This is a genomic window from Rosistilla carotiformis (genome assembly GCF_007753095.1).
In the GTDB taxonomy this organism is placed as follows: domain Bacteria; phylum Planctomycetota; class Planctomycetia; order Pirellulales; family Pirellulaceae; genus Rosistilla; species Rosistilla carotiformis.
This window is the reverse complement of the sequence record NZ_CP036348.1, coordinates 6,329,708-6,353,904: the sequence shown is the minus strand read 5'-3', so window position 1 is coordinate 6,353,904 and position 24,197 is coordinate 6,329,708. Positions and strand designations below refer to the sequence as shown.

The 24,197-nt window shown below is 58.6% G+C and carries 13 protein-coding genes; 7 read left to right on the top strand and 6 right to left on the bottom strand.

Translation table 11 applies throughout. The annotated features are described in order from the left end of the window. Positions 1-54 precede the first annotated feature (54 nt). Positions 55-1,062 (top strand): ABC transporter ATP-binding protein, encoded by a 1,008-nt coding sequence (locus Poly24_RS23100; protein ID WP_145101299.1) that lies wholly within the window; start codon positions 55-57, stop codon positions 1,060-1,062. On the opposite strand, the gene Poly24_RS23095 is transcribed toward Poly24_RS23100, so the two are convergent. The 3 genes from Poly24_RS23095 to Poly24_RS23085 all read right to left on the bottom strand — a co-directional run bounded on the left by Poly24_RS23095 (position 1,043) and on the right by Poly24_RS23085 (position 7,088). Continuing rightward, the gene (locus tag Poly24_RS23095; RefSeq protein WP_145101297.1) at positions 1,043-1,945 is read right to left on the bottom strand and encodes a cysteine peptidase family C39 domain-containing protein; all 903 of its coding nucleotides are present in this window, start codon (positions 1,943-1,945) and stop codon (positions 1,043-1,045) included. The genes Poly24_RS23100 and Poly24_RS23095 overlap by 20 nt on opposite strands. Before the next feature lie 276 nt (positions 1,946-2,221). After that, the gene (locus Poly24_RS23090; RefSeq protein WP_145101295.1) at positions 2,222-3,463 is read right to left on the bottom strand and encodes a hypothetical protein; all 1,242 of its coding nucleotides are present in this window, start codon (positions 3,461-3,463) and stop codon (positions 2,222-2,224) included. Between the two features lie 76 nt (positions 3,464-3,539). Further along, the gene (locus tag Poly24_RS23085; protein ID WP_197452116.1) at positions 3,540-7,088 is read right to left on the bottom strand and encodes a hypothetical protein; all 3,549 of its coding nucleotides are present in this window, start codon (positions 7,086-7,088) and stop codon (positions 3,540-3,542) included. A 254-nt stretch (positions 7,089-7,342) separates the two neighbouring features. Between Poly24_RS23085 and Poly24_RS23075 the strand changes: the two genes are divergently transcribed. From Poly24_RS23075 to Poly24_RS23055, 5 genes are all read left to right on the top strand, one after another. Next, positions 7,343-8,899, top strand: a complete 1,557-nt coding sequence (locus Poly24_RS23075; RefSeq protein WP_145101291.1) for a UxaA family hydrolase — start codon at positions 7,343-7,345, stop codon at positions 8,897-8,899. 96 nt (positions 8,900-8,995) lie between these two features. After that, positions 8,996-10,801: a hypothetical protein gene (locus Poly24_RS23070; protein WP_145101289.1), complete on the top strand. Its 1,806-nt coding sequence runs from the start codon at positions 8,996-8,998 to the stop codon at positions 10,799-10,801. A 186-nt stretch (positions 10,802-10,987) separates the two neighbouring features. Beyond that, entirely contained in the window at positions 10,988-11,665 is a 678-nt protein-coding gene (locus Poly24_RS23065) for a CerR family C-terminal domain-containing protein (protein ID WP_145101287.1), read from the top strand. A 31-nt stretch (positions 11,666-11,696) separates the two neighbouring features. Further along, complete coding sequence (locus Poly24_RS23060) at positions 11,697-13,316, top strand: efflux RND transporter periplasmic adaptor subunit (RefSeq protein ID WP_145101284.1); 1,620 nt, start codon at positions 11,697-11,699, stop codon at positions 13,314-13,316. A 125-nt stretch (positions 13,317-13,441) separates the two neighbouring features. Beyond that, on the top strand, positions 13,442-16,867 hold the full coding sequence (locus Poly24_RS23055; protein ID WP_145101282.1) for an efflux RND transporter permease subunit: 3,426 nt from the start codon (positions 13,442-13,444) through the stop codon (positions 16,865-16,867). Positions 16,868-16,931: 64 nt separating this feature from the next. Here Poly24_RS23055 and Poly24_RS23050 read toward each other — a convergent pair whose 3' ends face one another. Continuing rightward, a complete protein-coding gene (locus Poly24_RS23050) occupies positions 16,932-18,179 on the bottom strand; it encodes a putative sugar nucleotidyl transferase (RefSeq protein ID WP_145101279.1) in 1,248 nt (415 codons plus the stop codon). A 232-nt stretch (positions 18,180-18,411) separates the two neighbouring features. On the opposite strand from Poly24_RS23050, the gene Poly24_RS23045 reads away from it, so the two are divergent. After that, positions 18,412-19,587 carry a hypothetical protein gene (locus tag Poly24_RS23045; protein WP_145101276.1) on the top strand — a complete coding sequence of 392 codons (1,176 nt, stop codon included), beginning with the start codon at positions 18,412-18,414 and terminating at the stop codon, positions 19,585-19,587. Between the two features lie 13 nt (positions 19,588-19,600). Here Poly24_RS23045 and Poly24_RS23040 read toward each other — a convergent pair whose 3' ends face one another. Both Poly24_RS23040 and mdoH read right to left on the bottom strand, forming a co-directional pair. Further along, positions 19,601-21,664, bottom strand: coding sequence for a serine/threonine-protein kinase (locus tag Poly24_RS23040; protein WP_145101274.1), 2,064 nt, complete (start codon positions 21,662-21,664; stop codon positions 19,601-19,603). 465 nt (positions 21,665-22,129) lie between these two features. Beyond that, positions 22,130-24,154, bottom strand: coding sequence for a glucans biosynthesis glucosyltransferase MdoH (gene mdoH, locus Poly24_RS23035; protein ID WP_145101272.1), 2,025 nt, complete (start codon positions 24,152-24,154; stop codon positions 22,130-22,132). Positions 24,155-24,197: the final 43 nt, after the last annotated feature.

Sequence of the window (24,197 nt, the reverse complement as noted above, 5' to 3'; positions counted from 1 at the left end):
TGCCCATTTTACAGCGATGGGCACGTTGGTCCAACCAAAACGAAAGCGAGTCACATGGCGGACCTGAAGATTTGCCAGCTTTCAAAGTCTTTTGGCGATGTTTTGATCCTGGACGCTTTGCAGTTGGTTGTTGCCGACGGGCAGTTCCTGGTCCTTTTAGGAGCAAGTGGCAGTGGCAAGACGACGCTGCTGCGATTGATCGCGGGGCTCGAATCGGTCGACAGCGGACGGATCGAAATCGGCGGTCGCGACGTTACCGGGCTCTCTCCGCGCCACCGCAATGTGTCGATGGTCTTTCAGGATTTTGCTCTCTATCCCCACATGAGCGTTGGCGAGAACATCGCCTTTCCGCTGCGCGGTCGCAAGTTTTCGAGCGGCCAGATCGCCAGCAAGGTTGCCGATGTCGCGGAAAAGCTGGGGCTCGAAGCGTTGCTCGATCGCCGACCCGATCAGCTCTCCGGCGGCCAACAGCAGCGGCTGGCCGTCGCCCGCGCCCTCGTCCGCGATTCCCATTTGTTATTGATGGACGAACCGTTGTCGAACGTCGATGTTCGGCGACGCGACGCGATGCGGAATGAGCTTCGTCGTCTGCAACAAGAGTTTGCATTGACGGTCATCTACGTCACGCACGACCAGGCCGAAGCGATGCTGTTGGGGGACCAGGTCGCGTTGATCGATCGTGGCGTGATCCAACAGGTGGCCCCTCCCGAAGTGATCTATGATCAGCCGGCGAATCGATTTGTCGCCCAGTTTATCGGTTCGCCGCCGATGAATTTTGTTCCCGATGGGCAAGGGGGACTGTGGGGCGTGCGGCCCGAGGATCTTTCGCCGCAATCGACCGATGCCGAAGATTTGGCGATCGAGGGCGTGGTCGAATCGGTGCAGTGTCTCGGTTCGCACAATGTGGTGCACATCCGGTCGCATGCCGGCAGGGTCGCGTTCACTGCCAATCGACGGTTGCAGTTTGTGCCCGGGCAGGACTTAACCGTCTATGCGTCGCCAACGCGACTGCATCGGTTCGCTTCCAGCGATGGCGTTCGGCTCACATCGCCGGTTGACTAGGCACGTTGGCTGCATAACGCTGGGCACCTTGTAGATAGATCGCCTCGCCATCCCACAGATTTTTCAACGTCTCCACGTCCCACGACGAACGGCCGACAGCCGGATCACCGACATCGAGTTGACCTTCCGCATTCGGGCCGAAGACGACGATCACGTGCCCTTCTCCTTTGCGACGGCCGATCGTGCTCAGCAGCTTCGATTTCCAGTCGCGGCGTTGTTCCGGGTAGCGGACCATCACGATCGCGGGAAACTGGCCACTTTGAACGAATTCATCGTAAGTGCCGCAGATCGCCCGCGGTTGGAAGCCTGTTGTGTTGGCCACGTTGTAGATGCCGCGATAAACGCCTAGCGACGAAGTGCCGTCGCGGCCGGTCAGGCACAACGGGTTCATGATCGCTTCGGTCGCCCAGACGTGATGGCATCGCAACAGTGTCGCCGCCGCCGCCGGACCGCAGGTCGAATCCTGCGTTTGCAGGCAGACGCCGTCGGACCACAGTGGTTGTGTCTGCGCGGTCTCGACAGGTCGAGCGTAGGGGCGGACGACGGGAGCCACCATCGCCGCGACAGCCAGGATTGCCGTCAACCCAGCGGTAATGCGGTGGCCGGTTTGCGGCAGGTCGCAGATTCGCATCGCCACGCCAAACGCGGCAGCTAATAAGAGTGGCGTCGCGTTGGACCAGACGATCGTTGCCGAAGAATCGGGCAGCAGTTGCGCCCAAAAGAGCCGATCGGCCAACAATCGCTCAAACAGTAGCGCCGAGAGCAGCAGGCCGCCAAAGAGCCAGTGAGCGGCCGGGCTGTTCCGGGTTGTATGGTAGCTGAGCAAGGAGATTGCAAGGGAAACCAGCGTCATTGTCGCCAATGCTGCGGCTAAGTCCTGCATTTTAAAACCCCCTATTGCGTCTGCTCCGTTACCGTCGGAGTCGCTGTGCGTGTTAAGGTTCAGTTAACATTGCAATCGGCAAGCCGTAAAGGGTGAATCGCGGGGAAGTTCACGAAGTATTAACATTTCGTAAGGGATCGACGGGGGGCATCGATGCAAAGGATGGCATTCGCACCTGTTAAATACGGCTGCCAATGCGCAATGAAGAAGCTCCAGCGCGATCGGGTATCACGCTGTGCAAAGCTGGGCGAGGCTGGCGAAGAGATCCGGTTGCCGTTACAGCTTCACTCGCTTCGGCGATTGCGTAGCGGGCTTCGATTCGGTTGTCGTCTCCGCAGCCGGTGGGACCGGTGGTTTCTCGGTGGCTGGGAGCGAGTCGTGCCACAGTTGTTCGGCGAGGATCTGGCGACAGTAGTGCTCGGAGAACGAATGGTCGGTGCCGCGGTACTCCCGCGACCCACCTCGCATCCCGACGATCTTGGCGATCGGATCATCGCCGACATCCAGGATCGTCGTTTGCAGCGGCAGTGGCGACAGCTCTTTGTCGTTCAGCGGGATCCCTGCGGCGATCCATGCGATCTGTTGCTCCGCTTGCTCGCGTCGCCCCAGCATCGCCATCGTGAACATCGCGTTGCGGGCGATGATGCAGCCCTGCGAATGCGTGATCAAGCTGATCGGTTCGCGCGCTGTCAGCAGAACGTAGGCCAATTTGCGTGTCGTTGGATTGCCTTGTAATGTCTGGCCGTCGTCGAGCATCGCCTGCAATTGCTCGGCGTCCATTCGGTTCAGCTTGTTGAAAACCGTCGCCGGCCACAATCGGTCGTGCAGGCATTCGCTGAGGTCGTCGGTTCCGTAGCCTTCCACATCCAGGCCCGAGTTGTTTGGCGGTTCCATGAACGTCGGGTTGTGCAGCAAGTGGACCCGTCGCCCCAGTTGTTCGGCGATTTCGTCGGCCATCGCGATCGCTTCGGCTTTCTTTGTCGTGATCCCGTTAACGAACCAGATCGGCGGCCCCGGAAGGTCCTCGCGACGGACGATCGTTTCGGGAGGCTGCGTCAACAGTTGGGCTAGCGTTCGATTCTGTTTGCCGTACCACCATTGTTCGGGCAGCAGGTCGGTTCGCGATTGAGCGTTCACGCTCGGAGCGTCGCCGCCGCGCGACAGCGATCGCAGGATCACGTTGTCGGAATTGTCCAGCCAGCGTTCGATGTCGTCCCCGGTCAGGTCCTCGACCCCTGAGGCCATCGCGTCCATCCATGCTTTGCGGCGCTGGTCGATCGCTTTTTGAGAGTCGTCGGGAAGGGTGCGGTAGATTTCCCGAGCCCCTTCGGTGACGATCGAAAACAGGCTCTCCAGCTTCTTCCGCGTCTGCTCTTTTTCCTCTTCGGTTTGGTTATCCGCAGCCGATTGAATCCGCTGGCGGATCGCGTCGAGAAAGCTTCCTTCCTGAGCGACGACCGGTTGGTGGGTGCAGAGGATCGCAAGCAAAATGCACGTTGTTAGGCAGCGCGTGGACATCGGTCGGGCCTTCGGAAGCGGTCAGCGGTTTCGGGAATACTGACTGGATTGTAACACGAAAGCCATTTGGGTGGAGTCAGTTGTCGCCTCGGGAGATCGATCGCCGGAATGCTTCGAAGGCGTCGCGGTAGAGCGCCGGCGGAGCGACTCGCTGCCCCGATTCTCGCACGTTTCGCAGCGAGTCTTCACGTTGGATCGTCTGCCGCGATTTGCCACTTGCCGGTGGGCGGATGCCAAGGCTTTCGATCTGCTCCAGGTATTCTTGCTTCGCCTTTTCGTCGCCGACCCGACCCATTTCCTGAGCTTGCTGCCAGCGGTTGAGGAAGTTTTGCAGGTCCTGTTCGGTCCAGTTCAGCTTGTCCAACAGTTCGGCGTCCGGTTCGGATTGCTTTTTCGTCAAGTAGTCCAGCACCAGATCGGTCGCCTTCTTGGCGTATTCCTGATTGATTTTTTCAGGCGGCAAGCTGGCGTCGGCACCTGCGCCATCGCCCATCTGGTCGCCTTGAGCGGCAGCTTCCGACGGCGGAGCGTCGGCCGATTTTCCTGGCTCTCCCTGTTTCCCATCGGGACGTTTTCCTGGTTGGGCTTGAGGATTGGATTTCGAATCGGACGAACCGGCCTTCGATTCACCGGTCATCGGATCGTCGCCGCTCTCCCCTGCTTCGTCTCCCGACGGAGCATCGGTCTTGTCGGCCGGGTCGCTTGCCTCGCCCTTGCCCTTCCCTTTTTGGTCGCCCTGACCTTGGGAAGGTTTGGAGTCGGAGTTCGGTTCGGCGCCGGCATCGTCTTGTGGACCTGCATCGGTTTCGTCGCCCGCGTCGGAACCAGCCGGATCGCCAGCTTTTCCTTTCGCTTGGTCGTCGCCAGCCGGTTTGCCATCGGAACCAGCCTGATTTTCAGCATCCTGCCCCGCCATGTCGCCAGCGTCGTTCTTGCCATCGGTCGCGGGATCGGTTGCCGAAGGCTTGTCGTCGGGCGATTTGCCCTCGCCGGAGCCTTGGTCCCCCTTATCCGATTTGCCGCTGTTTCCAGTCTCCGGATTGTTGTTGCCGCCGTTTGGTTTTGGCTTCGTTCCATCCTGGGGCATCTGGCCGGAGTCGTTGCCTTGGTTTGGTTTGGCTCCTTCGCCTTGGTCGCCGCGCTCGCCCGGTTCTCCTTTGGATGCGCCATCACCGGCAGGTTTGGCGTCGGCCGGTTGAGGCTGTTTGTCCTCTTTGCCGGCAGCCCCTTCCGCTCCGTCAGCACCTTGTTCCGGTTTGCCGTCACCGGAATCATCGCCCTTTTGGTCGTTTGGTTTCTGAGAGCCCTTCTCTTGTTCGGCTTGCTGTTTCTGCATGTGTTCGCGAATCCGTTCCATGATCTCGCCATCGTGCAGCGGCCCGTCGTCCTGCGGTTTTTCAGCGTCCTCGCCCGCATCGCGCTGCGAACCGGAGCCGCCAGATTTGGAATCGCCCGCGTTTCCCGAAGGTGGTTCGGAACCGTCGGCTTCGGCATCGGTAGCCTCTCCCTCGCCGGGCTCCTCGCCCGATTCCGATCGGCTAGCCGACGTATCGGGACTGCCCGCTTGGTCTCCCGGTTTGCCACCCGATTCGGGACCGCTTTCCTGTGTCATTTCCGACGCCGAAGGATCGGACTTCGATTGAGATGGTTCGTCTCCGGGGGGCGAATCGCCCGGTTTGTTGGAGCCTTTGTTTTCCGAATCCCCCGCAGCATCGCCGCCGCCTTGATTCGGTTCGGTCCCCTCTTCGGAAGGCTTGTCCGAGGGCTTGCCTCCAGCGCCGTCGGATCCCGATTCGGAATCTTCCGATGGTTCTTGGTTCTCCCCTCCAGTTTCGCCTCCACCCGATTCGCCTTTTCCTTTTCCTTCGGCTTGTTCTCCGGTCGAATCTCCTTGGCCGCCGCTTCCGCCCCCTTCTCCATCCTGCTTGCCCGATCCGCTCGGATCGTCGGACTCGCGATCGCTCTTCTTCTGCAGACCGTCGCCATCGGCTTCGTCTTCGGCATCCTCAGGAGGAGCGACGATGTGCAATTCGATCGGTTCGGAAACCGTGCTATTGGGATCGGTCGTTTGGTTGCCCGGCATGTCGCGGTTATCGAAAGCGCGGCATCGGACGGTCACCTTGTCTCCGGCGATCAGGTTCCAGTCCTCGCTGCGGAAGGCGGAGATCGATACCTGTTGGCCGATCAACGCTTCGGTCGATTCAAAGATCTTCCGCGTTCCCAGCACGCGATCTCCCTTGCGGATTTCGAACTCCATCCGCGAGAGCCCAAAGTCGGGGTCCAAGGCATGGACTTCGATCAATTGCTCCATCCCGATCGGCAGGTCTTTGGGAGATTGATGCGGGACGATGATCGAAACCTCGGGGCTCAGGTCGGCCGCAACCTTGACAGGATAAATGACTGGGGCCGCGTTAGTCAGCCCTTGCGCGTCTTCGACGATGATCCGGTAGCTCTCGATCGCCACGACGCCCCGCTCTTCCTCCGCTCGACGCAAGACCCACGATGTGCTCATCGACATCTGGTCGTCGGCGATCTCCATCGCTTTGACGCCGCCGGTCGCTTGCCAGATCGATCCGATCCGTTTTGGATTGAATTCGATCTTCGCTTTGGCGATCGGTAGATTCGACTGAGCCACGACGGTGACCGCGGTCCCTTCTAAGCCATCGATCGCGCCGCGGTTGTTGCTGCGCGACGGCAGACGCGTGTAGGCCGCCGGTTGATATTGAACCGATCCGATCGAGACGATGGGAACCGCTTCGACTTTGATTTCGAAGGGGCCACGTCGCGCGTCGCCGGCGACGATCCAGTACTGGGTGTCGTGCCGGATTCCGTCGCCACTAGCCCCTACGGTCGCTGTGAATTCTGTCTCTGTCGCCTGCATCACTTCGCGATGAGCGATCGAGCCTTGAGTCGTTTCGACCCAGGCCTGTTGGTCCGACTTGAGTCCATCGATTTCAGCGGTGATCGTCAGCGAAGTCCCTTCGGCAACTTGGGTGTCTTCCGGCGTGACCGCTCCGATCCGAACGCTTGTCGGCGCTTCGATGCTCGCCAGTGGCATCATCAACCGTTGGACTGATTGCACCGTGTTCTTGGGAGATGCGATCGCGTAGATCGCCAGCATCGCGATCAGTGCCAGTAGCGAACCGCTGAGCAGAGTGATTTGTTTTTCCGAAGCCAGTGGATCGGAATGTGGATCGGCCAATCGGCGAGCCGCGTGCGATGCGACGCTGCGGACGACGACGCCACGCAGGCCGGGGATCTCGCGATCGGTTCGCAGGGTCAGGTAGCTGAGCAGGCTGTGGTGCAGTTGCGGGACGCGGCGTTCCAGCGACTGAGCTGCGTATTCGGGGTGGATCGAATGCCGAAGCAGCGGCACGATGCGGATCGTAAACCAAGCGATCGACGCGGCGGCGAGAACCAGCCAGACCAGCGTTCGCAGGACCGCTCCGGCTTGGAAGATCCATTGGTCGGCGATCGCCCACGCGATCAGAGCGGCCAACATTCCGACCGCCCAGATCAGCACCGCCGTCAGCAATTCGCGACGCCACAGCACTCGCCGCGCGTTCTCGATATGCTCGGTAATGATCGCGTCGCCGCGATCGGTCGTTGCTGCGGCAGTGGCCATAGGGGCGATGGTCTCGGGAATGCGTTGGGGGAAAAGGGGCGCCGGGCGACGCTACCTTATTATAGATTCCCCTGGCCCGAGGGCGAGCCAGTTCCGGCGACGGGGCAAGAATCGGGCCTGGGGGCTCCGAATTCTGATCGCGAAGGTTTATTCTAACGGCCTGGACAGTCCTCATTCTTCACCATCGATTCTCGGTCGATCGCCGTTGTCCCAGCAAATTGCTTGTGCCACGCGATCCCGGAGCTGCACACTGCATGAACAAAGTATCTTTCGTACAACTCAGCCCCAGCGACAATGTCGTCGTTGCGATTTCGGAACTTGCCCCTGGCCACATCCTCGAAGTGGGGGGCGAATCGGTTGCAACGGTTAACCGGATTCCGGCGGGGCACAAAGTTGCCGTCTGCTCGATCAAGCAGGGCGAAGCTGTCTACAAGTTTGGTTCGCAGATCGGGAGTGCGACGGCCGACGTTGCCGCGGGCGAGCACGTTCATTCGCACAACTTGCAGCACAAGCACGATGTGATCACCGACGTGCCGTCGACCAATCCCCCCGCCGCACCGGCGAAGTTGGAGCGGACGTTCGAGGGTTACGTCCGTCCTTCGGGACGCGTCGGCACGCGGAACTACATCGCGGTGATCTCGACAGTCAACTGTTCCGCTTCGGTCTCACAGTTTGTCGCTCGGCGTTTCGAAGGAGACGCGCTGGAGGATTTTCCAAACGTCGACGGTGTCTTTGCGGTCACGCACGAGACGGGTTGCGGAATGGGCTACGCCACGCTTCGTCACGAGATGCTCAGCCGCGTGTTGGTTGGTGCGGCGCGGCATCCCAACGTCGCCGCCTGTGTCTTGATCGGACTCGGTTGCGAACAGGGATCGATGGGCTATCTGTTCGAAAAGCATGGCATCGTCCCGCTGCACGCTCCCGATGGCGAAAAGCTGACGCGCGACAAAGGCGATGCGATCCCTGTGCTGACGATGCAAGATGAAGGCGGCACGCGAAAGACCATCGAACGCGCGGTCCAGATCGTTAAGGATCTGTTGCCCGTCGTGAACGCCAACCGCCGCGAAACCGTTTCGGCAAGCGAATTGAGTGTCGGTTTAGAGTGTGGTGGGTCGGATGGTTATTCGGGGATCACCGCCAACCCGGCCGTTGGTTGCGCGGCCGACCGAATCGTTGCCAGCGGCGGGACGGCGATGCTGGCTGAGACCAGCGAGATCTATGGTGCAGAGCACTTGTTGGTGCAGCGGTCGCGCAGTCCCGAAGTTGCGTTGGCGTTGATCGAACGGATCGAATGGTGGAAGGAATACGTCGGCATGTTCGGCCTGGAATTGGATAACAATCCTTCGGTCGGCAACAAGGCGGGCGGGCTGACGACGATCGCGGAGAAGTCGTTGGGAGCGGTCGCCAAAGCAGGCTCGACGGCGCTCGAAGCTGTCTATCAATACGCCGAACAGGTTCACCAGAAGGGCTTGGTCGTGATGGACACTCCCGGTTTTGATCCGGCCAGCGTGACCGGGATGGTCGCTGGCGGAGCGAACATGATCCTGTTCACCACCGGCCGTGGCAGCTGTTTCGGTTGCAAGCCGACGCCCTCGATCAAGATCGCTACCAATACCGCGATGTACGACCGGATGATCGAAGATATGGATCTCAATGCCGGCACCGTCGTCGAAGGTTCGACTGTCGATCAGGTCGGGGAAGAGATCTATAACAAGATCCTGGCGGTCGCCAGCGGCGAAAAAACGAAAAGCGAATTAGCTGGGATCGGCGATTATGAGTTCATCCCTTGGACCGTCGGCCCGACGCTGTAGCGGACCGGTATGCTAGAATGACTCGTAGCCTCGCGGTTCTGATCGAGGTTGCGAGTCTCCCGTGCGGACAAATCCCCGAGGTGCGTTATCTGTCGTTTGCAATCGCCCCGCCGGCCGCAAGCTGTCGCGTTCCGCAAGCTGATTCCCTGCGGAACGCTGCTTGTTGCCTGGATGCTGTGCAGTCCTTCGCTGGCGTTTGCTTGGCAGCCATCGTCGCCGCAGTTCGAACAGCGCGATCCCGATGCGATTCACTTCCGCAAGCATCTCGATCGGATCGCCCAGGCGGCGGATCCAGCGGACGCTGAAGCGATCGCCGGTTGGATGTTGCCGCACCGCGACGACCAGCAAGTCGTCTACTTTCTATCCAGCGAGCCGCCGGCGCCATCGTCGTTGACGACGCTGCGGCAGAAGCGAGCGGAGAATCTGTTGCGGCACGCCGCTGCGGCTGCCGAAGCGGATGACCTGCAGCTGGGTTATCAAATGTTCTGGCAAGCCGCTCGCGAAGACCCTCGCAATCCGAACGTCTTGCGAGCGTTGGGGCTTCCCGCCGACGGCGAAGTTCCGATTACGATCCGTCCCGGTCGCAACGCCGATCGCCAACTGAATTGGCCCGCCCGATCGTACCTGCAGGTTTTGACGCCTCACTTTATGATCGATGCCCGCTGCGATCGCGCGCAAGCGATCGAACTAGCGCAGCGGCTGGAGCGGGTTTATTGGATCTGGACTCAGGTCTTTTATCCGCTGTGGGAAAATCGGGGTTCGGTCCAACAGACGCTCCGCGGTCAGGGGCGATTTGAATCGCGGATCAATCGGCATCGCGTGGTCCTGTTCGCCAATCGCCAGGAATACATCGACACGCTGTCGAAAGAGACGCCGGGGATCGAGCGGTCGACTGGTTTTTATTCCAATCATGCCAAGATCACGTTCCTGTATGCGGGAGCCGATGCCGACCTGAAGACACAGTATCACGAACTGACGCATCAATTGATCGGCGAGGCGTCGCGGATGCGAGTTTCTCCCGATGTTGGTCTGCCGAGCGATTTTTGGGTTGTCGAGGGAATCGCCAGCTACATGGAGTCGCTCTACCTGCACGACAGCTACGCCACCGTCGGCGGTTGGGAATCGTCCCGTTTGCAGTTCGCGCGGTATCGCGTTCGGGGGCTCGGTGAATCGATGCCGCTGCAGCGATTGGTCGGGCTCGGCCGCGACGCGGTCCAACAGTCTCCCGACATCGCCAGTTGGTATTCGTATGCCGCCGCCTATTCGCATCTCTTGATGGACGGCTCGCACCGCGAGGAGTTCCTGGAATATGTGCGAAGCGTCTATGAACAGCCCGCCAAATCGCGGAGTCTGCCCGACGTCGACCTCGCCGATTTTCTGAACGTCACCAGCGACGACGTCCGCTTGCTGCGGCCCGGCACCCAGCTGCAAGAGCTCTGCCTGACGAACACGCAGGTCGACGAAGCTGCCACCGCATCGCTGTCCGATCAACAACAGTTGACCTGGCTCGACCTGTCGCGATTGCCGCTGACCGACGCCTCGCTCGCGCCACTGATTCGCAGCAATCCGAATCTCGATCAATTGTCGCTCGAACGGACCGCCGCCAGCGACGCGACGCTGGCCGAGATTCCCGGCTTGTCCGCCTTGGAAGAGTTGGACCTGACACTGGCTCCGGTCACCGACGCTCACATCGCAGCGTTGGCGGGATTGGAAAAGCTGGAGACGCTGTGGCTCACCGCAACACAAATCACCGACGCCTCGGTCGACGTGATCGCTCGGTTGCCATCGCTCCGCCAAGTCGATATGCAACGGACCGCCGTCACCGCCGCGGCGATCGAAACGCTCCGCACCGCACGCCCCGGTCTAACGATCAATCCCCTACAAATCGTTGCCGCGCCTTGATGAATCGTCGGGTTATCGTCTCGCTGGAATAGGCCTCGTGTAAGACACAGGGCAGTGCTTTCGGGGGGCGAATTGGCTTGCGAGTGTTAATTTCGTTGGCTTTGAACGAATCTGTCTTGACATTTCCAAGGATTTAAACAATTGTTTTAAACAGGCGTTTAAACCTCAGAATTGCTAGGCGATCCCATGTCGACGACGACGATCCCCGACGAAGACACGCGGCACCGGTTGCTCAATGCAGCGGGACGGGTGTTTGCTGCGCGGGGATTTCAGAACGCGACCGTTCGCGAGATCTGCGCGGCTGCCGAAGTAAATATCGCCAGTGTGGCGTATTATTTCCGCGACAAGATGGGGCTGTACCGGGCGGTTGTACGGCAGATTCGGGACGACGAAACGAGGCGGTTTCCGATTCCCGATCCGATTTCGCACGCCGACCCGACGGAGCGATTGTTTGCGTTTGTGCGGGCGCTTTTGCATCGGATGCTCAACGATGCCGAAGCAAATGGTTGGCAGGTGCGGCTGTTGATGCGAGAGGTCCAACAACCGACCGAGGCGATGGAAGATATCGTCAAAGATCATTTTTCGCCGATCCTCGACCAATTGTGTCAGAACTTGGCCGAATTGGGCGGGGAATCGATCAATCCGCGCGCCATGACTCATTTGGCGCTCAGCGTGATCGGACAATGTTTTCACTATCGTATCAGTGAGCACGCGATCCACGAATTGCTTTCCGCCCGTGATTTGACATCGTCGGAGATCGACATCGATGAACTGGCGGTCCACATCACTAGCGTTACTTTGGCTGCTACCTGCAACGCGGCGTTTGTCAAACAGCAAGCAAAGCTTCGAGATCTGATTCCGTAGGGTTCTCTTCAAAACTTATCAATAAACGACTATGAAACGTCTCTATTCAAAGTTCCATAAGCTGTTTTCAAGCGTCGTGCTTCCGACAGCCACACTGTTGGGGTGCATCTTCGTCTTTCGCAGCTTGGGCGTGACCACGCCACCGGAGCGCCCCGACCCGAGCAATTCGATACTGGCGCAGATGCAGCGTTTGGCCCCGGCGGAGGTGATGCCGGTGCTGTCGTTGGATGCGGTCGGCGGCGTGGTCGATCTTGCGGTGGATGGCGAGGTGGTTCCGTATCGCGAAATCCAAGTCGCGACCGAAGTGGCGGGAACGATCATTTATAAATCGCCCAAGGTTGAAGCTGGCAATTACGTCCAAAAAGGGGACGTGTTGTTTCGCATCGATCCCACCGATTACGAACTGGAATTGCAGCGATTGCAGCAGGAGAAGAAGTCGGAGTATGAATCGTTGCGGGAGATCGACCAAGAAATCTCCAACGTGGAAAAGCTGATTCAAGTCGCGAAAGACGACGAACGCTTGCGCGACCAGGAGATCGCGCGGTTGGATCGCTTGCCCGCCGGTTTTGCGAGCCAGACCGAATTGGATCAAGCGAAACAATCGCGGCTGCAATCGTTGAACACTCGGATCGGTTTTGAGAATCAATTGGCGTTGCTGAAAAAGCGGCGGGTTCGTCAAGAGACGGCTGAGCAACGCGTCGAAACCCAGATGGAATTGGCTCGCAAGAATTTGGAGCGGACCAGCATTGAAGCGCCGATCGATGGAGTGATCTACCGTGAGGATGTGGAGGTCAATTCGTTCATTCAACGCGGTGCGGTGATCGTGACTTTGGAAGACACGTCCAAGGCAGAGGTCGCCGCAAACTTGCGGATGGATCAGTTGTATTGGGTTCTCGATCAAGCGCATCAACACGACGCGAGTGCATCGATGGACAGTCGCAGCTACAGCCTGCCTCCCACGCCGGCGACGATTGAATATCGGATCAACCAACGCGATTCGGTTTATTCGTGGAAAGGTGCGCTGGAGCGGTACGACGGAATCGGCGTCGACTCGCAAAGCCGGATGGTACCGGTGCGGCTGGTGGTTGAAAGTCCGGCGGACGTTGCCGGAGATGGGGATGGATTGAGCCAGCGGATGCAGGGCCCCAAGGCTTTGGTTCGAGGGATGTTTGTCCGCGTGATCCTGCACGTCACCCCTCAGTCCTCGCTATCGTTGGTTCCCAATCTGGCGTTGCAGCCGGGCAATCGGATCTGGAAATTCCAACCCGATGCGGCGGTCTTATCCGTTGGTCCGGAGGGCGATTCCAAGGCGGCGGCCAGTGCGGCACCCTCTGCCGATCCGGCAATTTCCGAGTCGACGTTCGATCTGAAACAGTGGACGGCGGGGCGATTGATGGTCCTGGACCGGATCACTCCGATCGTTGCGGTGTCGCTTCCGGGGCACGACAAGGAAACCGAAACCGAAAAGTATTGGATCTGTGAATCACGCAACGGCGATCTTGAAGCGGGCAATCTGGTCGTCGTGTCTCCGTTGGGAGGCGTGGCGGGGGACGGCACCGATTTAATCCGCGTTCCGGCGCCGAAGATGTCCGGTGGCGATGTCGCACGCGTGGTCGAGACAAAAGCGGCCGATCGCGCCGTTGCTCAATAGTTCCGTTGCAGCGATCGCTGGCACGATGCGGCAAAACGCCCATCCGTTGCAGGATCGCCGCGCAGGCAGCACAACCTGCTGTGCCTTTTCGAATTGCAAAACATCTCAGAAGTTAGAAGAGATTTATGAAAAGTGTCATCCGATGGGCGATCACCAATTCGCCGGGCATGAACGTGATCATGTTGGCAACGATGCTGATTGGCGCGGCATGTTTTTACGGGATGCGGCGCGAAGTGTTCCCCGAATTCGAACTGGAGATCGTCGTCGTGACGGTTCCCTACCCCGGCGCGACTCCCGAGGATGTCGAAGACGGCATCTGTCAGAAGATCGAGGAGGCGGTTCGTTCGATCGAAGGCATTAAAAAGGTCACGTCGATCGCGCAAGAGGGGTCGGGCAGCGTGATCATGGAACTGCAGGCGGATGTGGCCGACGTGCAGAAGGTGCTCAATGAGATCGACCGTGAAGTCGCGCGGATCCCGAGCTTTCCCGATCTGACCGAGGAACCGACCGTTCAACAGATTACGTTCCGCACGCCAGCGATCCGCGTGGCCGTTGTGGGGCCACAGACCGACGCGCCCGATTCGGAATTGCGGCTGCGCCGTGTGGTGGAAGAGCTTCGCGACGATCTGTTGCAATTGAAAACGGTTTCGGCGACCAGTATCATGGGAGCCAAGCCGTTCCAGATCGATGTGGAAGTTTCTGAGGAGATGCTGCGGAAGTATGGGCTTTCGCTGAAGCAGATCGCTGCGGTCCTGCGGGCTCGGAACATCGAACTGCCAGGCGGACAATTGAAGGCCGACGGCCAAGAGGTCTTGCTGCGGGCGAAGAACAAAGGCCGGTTTGGCGAAGAGATCGGTCGGATTCCAATCATCACTCAGCCCAACGGTTCGGTGTTGACGGTTAATGATATCGGCACGGTTTATGACGCGTTTGAAGACCTGACCAGCATCAGCGAAATCAACGGCGAACCGGCGATGGTGATCAACGTCGAACGCACCAAGAGTGAAGATCTCTTGGCGATGGTTCGCGAGGTCCGTGAATATGTCAACCGCGCCCTGCCGCCAGAACCCCAAGGGGTTAGCAATTTTCAACGGCTGAAAGCTTGGCTGACCCGTGGTTCCGGTGAAGAGGGCGATCCAACGGCCGTCGCTGCGGTGGAGGAACCGAAATCGCGAGGCCTCGCGCCCCGTTTGCCACCGGGATACAAGTTGGTTGTTTGGGGCGATACCAGCCAAGACGTGCAGGATCGTTTGAGCCTCTTGATTCGCAATGGTGCGTCGGGGTTGGTGCTGGTCTTCTTGGTGTTGGCCTTCTTCCTGGAACTGCGGCTTGCCTTTTGGGTCGCCTTGGGGATTCCGATCTCCATTCTGGGAGCGGGCTGCATCTTGTGGTATGGCGACAAGACGCTGAACATGTTGAGTCTGTTCTCGTTCTTGGTCGCGTTGGGGATCGTGGTCGATGATGCGATCATTGTTGGTGAAAATATCTACGCGCATCGCCAGCAGGGGAAGAAACGCTTGCGGGCGGCGATCGATGGTGCGGCGGAGGTGCTGCCCAGTGTGTCGGCATCGGTCACGACGACCGTGATCGCGTTTTCGCCCATGTTTTTTGTCTCCGGTGTGATGGGCAAATTCATGGCCGTGATCCCGTTTGCGGTGATCGCGATGCTGGTGATCTCGTTGCTGGAGAGTCTATTTGTCCTGCCCGCTCACTTGGCTCATGAACACTCGGGCTTCTTCCGTTTCCTGGGCATCCTGTTGTATCCGTTGCGTCCGATCGGAATGTTGCTAACGGCGATCGGCAGTCGAACCAGTCGTGGTTTGGAACTGTTCGCCGAACGCGTTTATCTACCCGTCTTCAAATATGCGCTGCAATTCCCCACCATCCCGATCAGCATTGCGTTTGGAATGTTGATCGTCACGGTCGGCATGGTCCGTGGCGGAATCGTGCAAAAAAATCTCTTTCCCAAGTTGGACAGCAATAACGTGAAGGCCACGGTGGTCTTTCCCGATGGCACGCCGATGGCAATTACCGACGCCGCGACAGCAAAAATGGAAGAAGCGATCCGTCGCGTGAGCGCGGAGATTGCGGCGGAGCGATCGGCCGCGGAAAAGAAGACGCCGCTGGAGTTATATCCCGACAGTCCGCTGACCATGACCGGCCCGGTGAAGTTGACGTTTCGGCAAGTCGGGTCGATGACGACCGGAGGGGGCGCGGCGGAACAAACGACGACAGGCAGTCACGCCGGCCAGGTGTTGGTGGAACTGTACGACACCACGGTCCGGACGACCAAGTCCAGCGAATTGCTGAACCGCTGGCGTGACGCGGTGGGGGAATTGCCAGGTGCCGAGAGTGTCGTCTTTGGAACCGAGGACATGGGGCCTGGCGGAGCGGCGATTGAATTTAAGTTGCTCGCTCCGGCGGACAAGATGGATGCGTTGGAAGCGGCGACCGAAGCGGCCAAAGCACAATTAGCGACTAAGGAAGGCGTGTTCGATATTCGCGACGACAACACGCCCGGAAAATGGGAATTCCAATTCAAGGTGAAAGAGGACGCGTTGGCTACCGGCGTGACACCGACCGATCTAGGCGAGACGGTCCGCAATGCCTATTACGGTGCCGAAGTGATGCGTCTGCAGCGCGGTCGCAACGAAGTCAAATTGATGGTTCGTTATCCCAAAGAGCAACGCAGCACGTTGGGCAATTTTAATGAGATCTTTGTGCGCACCGAGGGGATCAGCCCTGGGATGGCGGCGGAACGACCGATCACGGAGTTGGCCGATCTGGAGATCCGTCGTGGATTTTCGGAAATCAACCGCGTCGATCAACGCCGTTCGATCACCGTGACCGCAGATATCGACGAGACCAAGGCGAACGGATCGGATATCGTGGCGGCGTTGCAGAAGCAGTTTGAACCAACGCTGCAGGAAAAGTTTCCGGGCGTGAGCATTCGTTGGGAAGGGCAACAGGAACAGAGTCGCGAATCGGTCGGCAGTTTGATGGTGGGTTTTGCCGTGGCGATGTTCTGCATGTTCATCTTGCTGGTGCTGCAATTCCGCAGCTACTTCCAACCGTTGATCATCCTGGCGATCATCCCCTTTGGCATGATTGGAGCGGTCTGGGGACACGCCGTGATGGGACTGCCGTTGTCGCTGTTCAGCATGTTTGGCCTGGTCGCGCTTGCGGGCGTGGTGGTGAACGATTCAATCGTCCTTGTCGACTTCATCAACTCAAGAATTCGCGCCGGCGAACCGCCAGCGATGGCCTTGCTGGAATCGGGGCAGCGTCGCTTCCGCCCGGTGATCTTGACCAGCTTCACGACGATTGCGGGATTGTTGCCGCTGCTGTTGGAGAAGTCATTTCAAGCTCAGTTGTTGATCCCGATGGCGACCAGTTTGGCGTTCGGTCTTTTGACGGCGACCGTGCTCGTTTTGTTCATGGTGCCGATCTTGTACATGTTGTACTTGAAGATGCTCGAACGAATGGGAATTCCCTACACCGACCATACCGCCACGAACCTTGAGATCCAAACGCATCCGGCAACGCACTAATTGGCGCCTGCAGTGCGCGGCATCGGATTGTCGGTTCGATAGGTCGCGGTGTTCCGCGACGCGTCTAAAAGATTTCGGCGTGATCGACCTCTTCACGCTGATCGCTCGTTTGATCGTACATCGCCCGGATTAGATCGATATCGCATTGCCGTTGCTGGACCTTTCGGCGAGCGAACATCCGCGCTTGGGTGGCAACCATAACATCCGCCGGGATCTCGGCAACTTGGCCAAAGATCTGAGCGTAGTTCATGAAGCTGGGGACGTTTTGCGTGACGAATCCATACAGCATGCTACAGACACCGATCACCTTGCCGGTGAAGATGCCGGTGTTGATCGCCGACTTCGAGTAGTCGCCGACGATACAGCCCAAGAACTGCATCTCCGTCGCCATTTTGCGATCGCCGTATTCGATGTTGATCCGGCCGTAGGTATTCTTGAGATCGCTGTTACACGTTCCCGCTCCGAGATTGATCCAGCTGCCCAGATAGCTGTGCCCCAAAAATCCGTGATGCTGTTTGTTCGTGTACGGTTCGATCACCGACGCTTCGACCTCGCCACCGATCTTGACGGTATGACCCAGCGAGACGCCATCTTTGAGCGCCGCGTGTTCGATCACGCGTGTGCCAGCCCCGGCGTAAACGGGACCACTGAAGTAACAGAACGGTCCGACTTGAACATTCTCATCCAACAAGATCGGTCCTTGCGATGTATCGATCACCGCGTAATCGCCGATCTTCGCTCCCGGAGCCAGGAAGACGCCATCTTCGCGTTGTTCGTAATTCCCGTTGGCGATTCGGTCTTCCAGCGATGCGTTCATCAACTGCATGTGCCAGCGGATCACTTCGTGAGGCCAGTGGAACATCGGAAGCGATTCATCGATCGGGTCGATCCCTTCGGCGGCTAGCATCGGTGCAGCGAGACCTGCCCCGGGGCCGATTTTACAACGCTCTAGGTCTTGCGGCATCAACAGGATCGCCGCGACATCATGCCCCGACTTGACGGTTCCCGAAGCTTTCCGCGCAACGAGCCGTTGAAGCGTTTGAAAGTTCTCGATGCTGGGAACGCAGCGGGCGTTAATCGCGAGCACCGGCTGATCGGTCGGCTGCCACGAATCAACGTCTTGAAGGTCGGCAAAGTCCGCTTGCTGGATCGGGCGAAGATAGGACCGTACCTCCGCCGCGGTGGGCAGGTTCAGTCGACGGACCCAATCGATCAAGCGATAGCTGGCGCAGGTGATCGCATAGGCAGGCCGGCTGGTGGTGATCGGTGCCAATTGGTCGGTCGAACTGTCTTCGAAGATCAGAATCCGCATCAAATTCTATCCAATAGGGAATGCGACGGATGGAGTTTTCCAAGGCCTGCAAGCACTCGCCGGGAAGGTTCCCCGAGGCATCCGCCTGCAAGACGTGCCGGTTGCAACGATGGTGCCGCCGGACTGCAAGTATCGTGCAGTGAGATTGCTTTGGTCAACCCAGCCCGTGCCGGCATCGCGGACCATAATTTGTTAGTCACGGCGACTCACCGCGCACCTTGTTCTGTATCCGATGCAAAAATTCGCTTCTCCTGGATCGTTCCACCTTGGCGTGTTCGTCGTCGCGTCGCTGGTTGGTAGCCCGTTGGCGGCACAAGTTTCCGACAACCGTTTGCCGAATCATGGCGATCTCTCGGAATTGCAAATCGAAGCGTTGGGGGCGGGCAGCTATCGGATGCGCCAACGGACTTCAAGGGCGTTTGTCGACGCTGGCCCCGCGGCGATCGAAGTGCTTCGGGGCGGGCTCGACCACAACGATGCCGAGATCCGTCTTCAGTGCCAGCGGTTGTTGATCGAAATCCGAGAACGCCAAACCGAACGCGAACTGCAACACTTGTTAACCGAGTACGATCCGGCGCGGACGTATCGTTTGCCGGGTTGGAAACCGTTCGCCGAGGCGTGCGGCGACGACGCGTCGGCGCGAGGATTATTCAAACGCCTGCTGGACCGCGATGCGAGCTTCATGAGGTGGTTGCAACGGGTTCACGATGATCCCAGCTACGACATCGAGAATCAGTTGGAGGATCAGTTTCGCTTTCTGTCCCCCGATACGCAGCGGCTCAATTCGGGCGATTTGCTGAGCTGGAGTCGGTTGTTGTTGGCCGGCACCAACGCCAAGATCTGCCAGGTTCCGGTGCTGGGAAGCCACATCCGTTGCGGTTTGCAATGCGGCCCCACGATTCACAGTTTGACCCACGGCGCCAACAGCACCGCGACGATGCGTTTGGTGCGCAGCTGGCTGCGACGGCAATCGACGACCACGGCGACGCGGGCGACCCTGCGAATCGCGATGCTGTACGAATGCGATACCATTGCCGAACAAATGGCCCGCACCACGCTCGACAGTCACCACGCCTCGCCCGCTTCGGTGCAGACTGCGTTGTTCTATTACGTCGCTCATCAGCCCGAATCGGCGAGTCTTCGATTAGCCAACGCCTTGGACGATCAACGCGTTTGTCAGGTTTGGCAGATCGCGTCGCTTCGCCGTCGCGCGATCCAAACCCAAGTTCGCGATACGGCGTTAGCGCTGTTGCTGCATCTGCGTGGCGTCGATCCACGAACCGTCGGCTTTCGCGATCTCCAAGCCGATCCGATTACGATTTACGGCGAACAGACGTTTGGTTTTGAGACCGATCAGGAACGCGACGCGGCCCATGATCTTGGCCAGCGATTGCTGGCGGGCGAATGAGACCGCGACCGATCTATTCTTCGTCGGAATAGTGATTCGGTAAAGTATCGGGCGGACAGGAATCGGCCAGCAATTCATCCAACAACTCATGCGTTCGGTGAGGCGGATCGCCATCGGATTCGCAAGCCTTCTCGTAGCTTTCGAAGAAGTTCTCTTCCGCCTGATGGCTCGCCAGTTGAGCGAACATTGCCGTTACTTGGGTCGACAAAGCGTTTGCACGTCGGACGACTTCGTTTAAGCGTTCGGTGCAGTTCTCCAGCATGCTTTCGGCTCGCGAACGCTGCTGGCGTTCCGAGACGGCGGAGTCCGTCGCTTGCTTGAACTGAAGTTGAACGTCGTGTCTGTGGCGTTCCAAATCGTGGATCTGCGTTTGCAACCGCCGCAGGAATTTGATGGTTCGTTTCCGCTTACCGCGTTCGCTTCGATAAAGTTCGCGGGTCCCGGCCAATTGCTTGCCGAGACGGTCGACGGTGTGGGCGTGTTCACGATCGCGATCTGCAATCTCCCGATCATACCGCGATTGCAGTTCGCTCAATCGTTGCAAAGTGGTTTGCAGCGTTTGCTCCAACTGATCTATTCGTTGCTTCTGTTGAGCGGTTACTTGTTCATGCTGGGCGTTTTGAATCGCGATCGCTTCGCGTCGCATCAAATCGACGATCTGACGATTTTCCGCGATCACTTGCTGTTTCTCGATCTCCTTCGCACCCAGCAAGGTTCGCAGTTCGCTCTCGGTCGCGCGACTTTCGCGAAGCGATTGTTCCAACGCATCGATCCGTTCGCTGAGCCGGTCGACCTGTTGGCGATGCCGACGATAGATCTCCGCAAAGCGGTCGTTTCCATCCTCCCCGATTTCTCCCACGGCCCGGCGCTGCGTCGACCGATCCGCTTCTCCAGAAAAGGCGTTCAAGACGGCGTCGCGATGCGATTCGATCGTTTGAAGCGGTTCGTTCTCTTCGGTTGTTGCAGTGACTTTTGCGTCGGTGTTCCATGAGGCTTCGGAGCGACGCGATTTTTCGCGAGCCCGCAGCAACGCGGGGTAGTTGATATCGACGGCTAACTGTTTGCTAAACGGAGCCAATGCGTCGGCAACTTCCGCGGCGGTTTCGTACCGCTGTTCCGGCTTGCGGCGCAGCATCCGCTTGATAATCGGCAGCAGGTCGGCCGGCAGATCGTCCCGCCGCGCCAGCAGACGCTTGATCGCCGTTTTGGAACTGGGATAGAGGTCGGGAGAATCGTCGCTCGGCGGAGATCCACAAAGTGCCAGGAAGAGCGTGCAGCCGAGCGAGTAGACGTCGGTCCGCGGATCGATCGGATAATCGCTGACCGATTGTTCGGGAGCCGCGAAACGCTCGGTGCCACGACGTTTTCGCATCGAGAACCCAAACGATTCGTCTTCCCCTTTGTATTGTGCCAAACCGAAATCGACTACTTTGACGATTCCCGATGAGGAAACGATCAGGTTGCCCGGTTTCACGTCGCGGTGCACGAAGCCGTGCTGGTGGGCGTAATGCAATCCCAACGCCGCTTGTTGAGCGATGTCGCACGCTTGTTGCCAAGGCAACTGACGGCGGATCACCGTCAATTCGTAAAGGTTGGGCCCAGGAACAAATTCGGTGACCAGATAATGGGTCTGCTTCCGCATCTGTTGGATCGTGTCGTATTCGATCCCACGCATCAAATTCGGATGTTTGAGCGTCATCACCGCAAACGCTTCCAATCGGAAACGCTCGATCATCCGTGGCGATTCTCGCAATTCGCTGCGAAGGATCTTGATGGCCACGGGGGTATCGGATCCCGCTTGCCGGGCCAGGTAGATTTCCCCCATCCCTCCTGCGCTGACCGGTTCGAAAATCCGGTACTTGCCGATCACCAATCCCCGCCAACGGCCATGCAGCAGATATTTGGCCTGGAATGGAGTGAGTAGTTGGGCGTTCAGGAATTCCCGCGCGATCGACGTGTCGTCGGATTCGGTCAATCCACGCCGCTCCACAAACGGATCGATCTCTTCGTCCGCTAACAATTCGCTGCGTCGCAGCGTATCGAGGAACCTACTTTCGGTGGCTTGGCGCGCGTTCATGGAGCTCCTGAGTTTGCCTTTCTCTAATATACACACCCCGCGAAAAGCAATGACATTCTTCCTAGGGTGAATCCAAGGCGCATCCGGTTATGCAACTTGGCAGATCAGCCGTTGCACGATGAGTCACGGACCGTTGGAGAACCGGAAAGGATCGCGTGTCGGCTGGAACCTTTCATGGAACCCCCGCTTGCGCTGAGGAAGCAGCTCCATTTTACCCCCTGCTGGCTGAGTCGGAACCGATACGAAGCGAAAGCGAGAAATAGATCGAGTTCACTAATTACGCGTCGGTTCGCGGCGAGTCCGCAGCATGAACAGAGATTCTTCGCGACATTCGGTCGGACGAATGCCCTTGTCGGCATCACGTGGGGACCAAAAAACGTGGGCCGCTGTGGCGTGAAGCACCGGTCCTCTCTATGCCCAATGAAACCGAGTCGTCCACGTTTTTGTACGGTTGTGAATCGCGAGTTAGACCAGTTGGGTTTCCAGATGCAGCGACGTCAACGTTTTGTCATCCAGCAACAGTTTGCCTCGTAGCTCGGCGGGGATTGCGTTGACGCCCCCGCGATTGAATGCGGTTGTGATCGCTTCTCGGTCCGATGGGGGCAGGGGCAAATTCGATGTGGTCGACGCTTGGACTCGTGCATGGCGCAAGAACGCCTTTGGGTCGGAAAGGACCGTTTCAAACCAACTGGTTGAAGGACGCGCGGCTGCAGTCCGCGCTGCCTGTTGAAGCGCCAAGTTGTGATAAAGGCAGATTGTCGGAGGTCGCGTTTCGGCGGGGATCAGCAACAAGCCACGCTTCCGCAGCGCCGCCCCAAGGCGTTGGCTACCCAACATCACGGCCAATGGAATCGACAACAGAACGCCTACCAGCAACGGGGAAAACCACAGAAGCAGCGAAGGTACAAACGAAGCGATCAGCAGGGTGACCAAGAGACCGCCAATGGTCAAACTGGCGAACTGACGCGTCGCCTCACTCCACGAAACGCCACGTTCATCCCGCTGCTGAGCCGACCAGCGAACGTTGGTTCCCGTCAGGACCGCGACTACATAGCGAGTGTGAAAGACCGCCATGATTGGCGACAGCAGCACCGAACAAAGGGTTTCCAACAACGCACTGCCCCAGAGACCGATCCACCCTCCATGCCGCGCGACCTGCAGTCGACGCTGAGATATCAGTAGGACTCCCCACAACTTTGGCAGCAGCAACAACAACATTGCGGCGGCAAAGATTAGGACCGCCCCTCGCGTCTCTTCTGGGGCGGTGGCCGCGTTGACCGATTGCACGTCGATAATCGTTCCTGCGACACACAGGATGGTGAAAACCACCCACAACGGCGACGCGAGATACGACATTACTCCACAACTGAAATGCAATTGACTCAGCGTCCGAAACTTTTCGTTGGCGAGAAGTTTCGCATGCTGAAGATTGCCCTGGCACCATCGTTGATCGCGTTGGGCATAATCGCCAAGCGTTGTGGGACACTCTTCATAGCTGCCACCCAGGTCGGTCGCCACCTGGACCTGCCAACCTGCGCGGACCATTAACGCGGCTTCGACAAAATCGTGGCTTAGGATTTCTCCGCCCAGCGGCGGCACACCGGGCAGTACTGGCAAGTCGCAGTGTCGGCGAAACGCCTCGACGCGCAGGATCGCGTTGTGTCCCCAATAATTCCCTTCGTCTCCCGCCCAAATCGAGAAGCCTTTGACAAAACTGGCCCCGTAAACGCTCGCGGCAAATTGTTGCAGGCGAGCGAAAACGGACATCCGACCGATCGGGACCGGCGGGATCTGCAGGATGCCCAGCCGCGGATTCTCATCCATCCGCTGCACCATCGCTTGCATCGTCGCTGCCGACACGAGACTGTCCGCATCCAAGACAATCATGTAGTCGTGGCGGGCCCCCCAGCGTTCGACGAAATCGGCAATATTGCCCGCTTTGCGAGCCGAATTTTTGGGCCGATGGCGATAGAACAACGAATCGCTGACGCCCAGCCGTTCCACAAGTTCGGACCATGCCGCTTCCTCTTCAAGCCAGACCTCCGGGTCGGTCGTGTCGCTGAGGATATAAAAATCGAACCGATCTGCGGTGTCGCGATGTCGCAGTTCGGAGATCATCGCTTCGACTCCCGCAAAGACACGCGACGGCGATTCGTTGTAGACCGGCATCAGAACGGCGGTTCGCTTTTCCGGAGCCGTCGGATCCAATGGTTTTAGATCGCGGTTGCGAAAGTGGTACTTCCATTGTTCGCGCGACGCGAACAGGAAGCCAAGCGTTGCAAGCCAAAACGAAAATGAAATCCAGCCGAACAGGATCGCAAAGAAGGGGACGCTGACCAGTTCCAACGCATTGATCCCGTTGCCCCCCGCGGCGACCGCGAGATAGCTGCTGGTCGCCAACGCCGTCATGGCGAGGGTTGCGATTGTGACCAACACACGAATGAGTTGTGTGGTCCTTCGTAGCGGCACGACGCGTGGATGGAGTGCCATGGGAGAGCCCTGTGGAAAATGGACAATGTGTTGAATCGGAGTG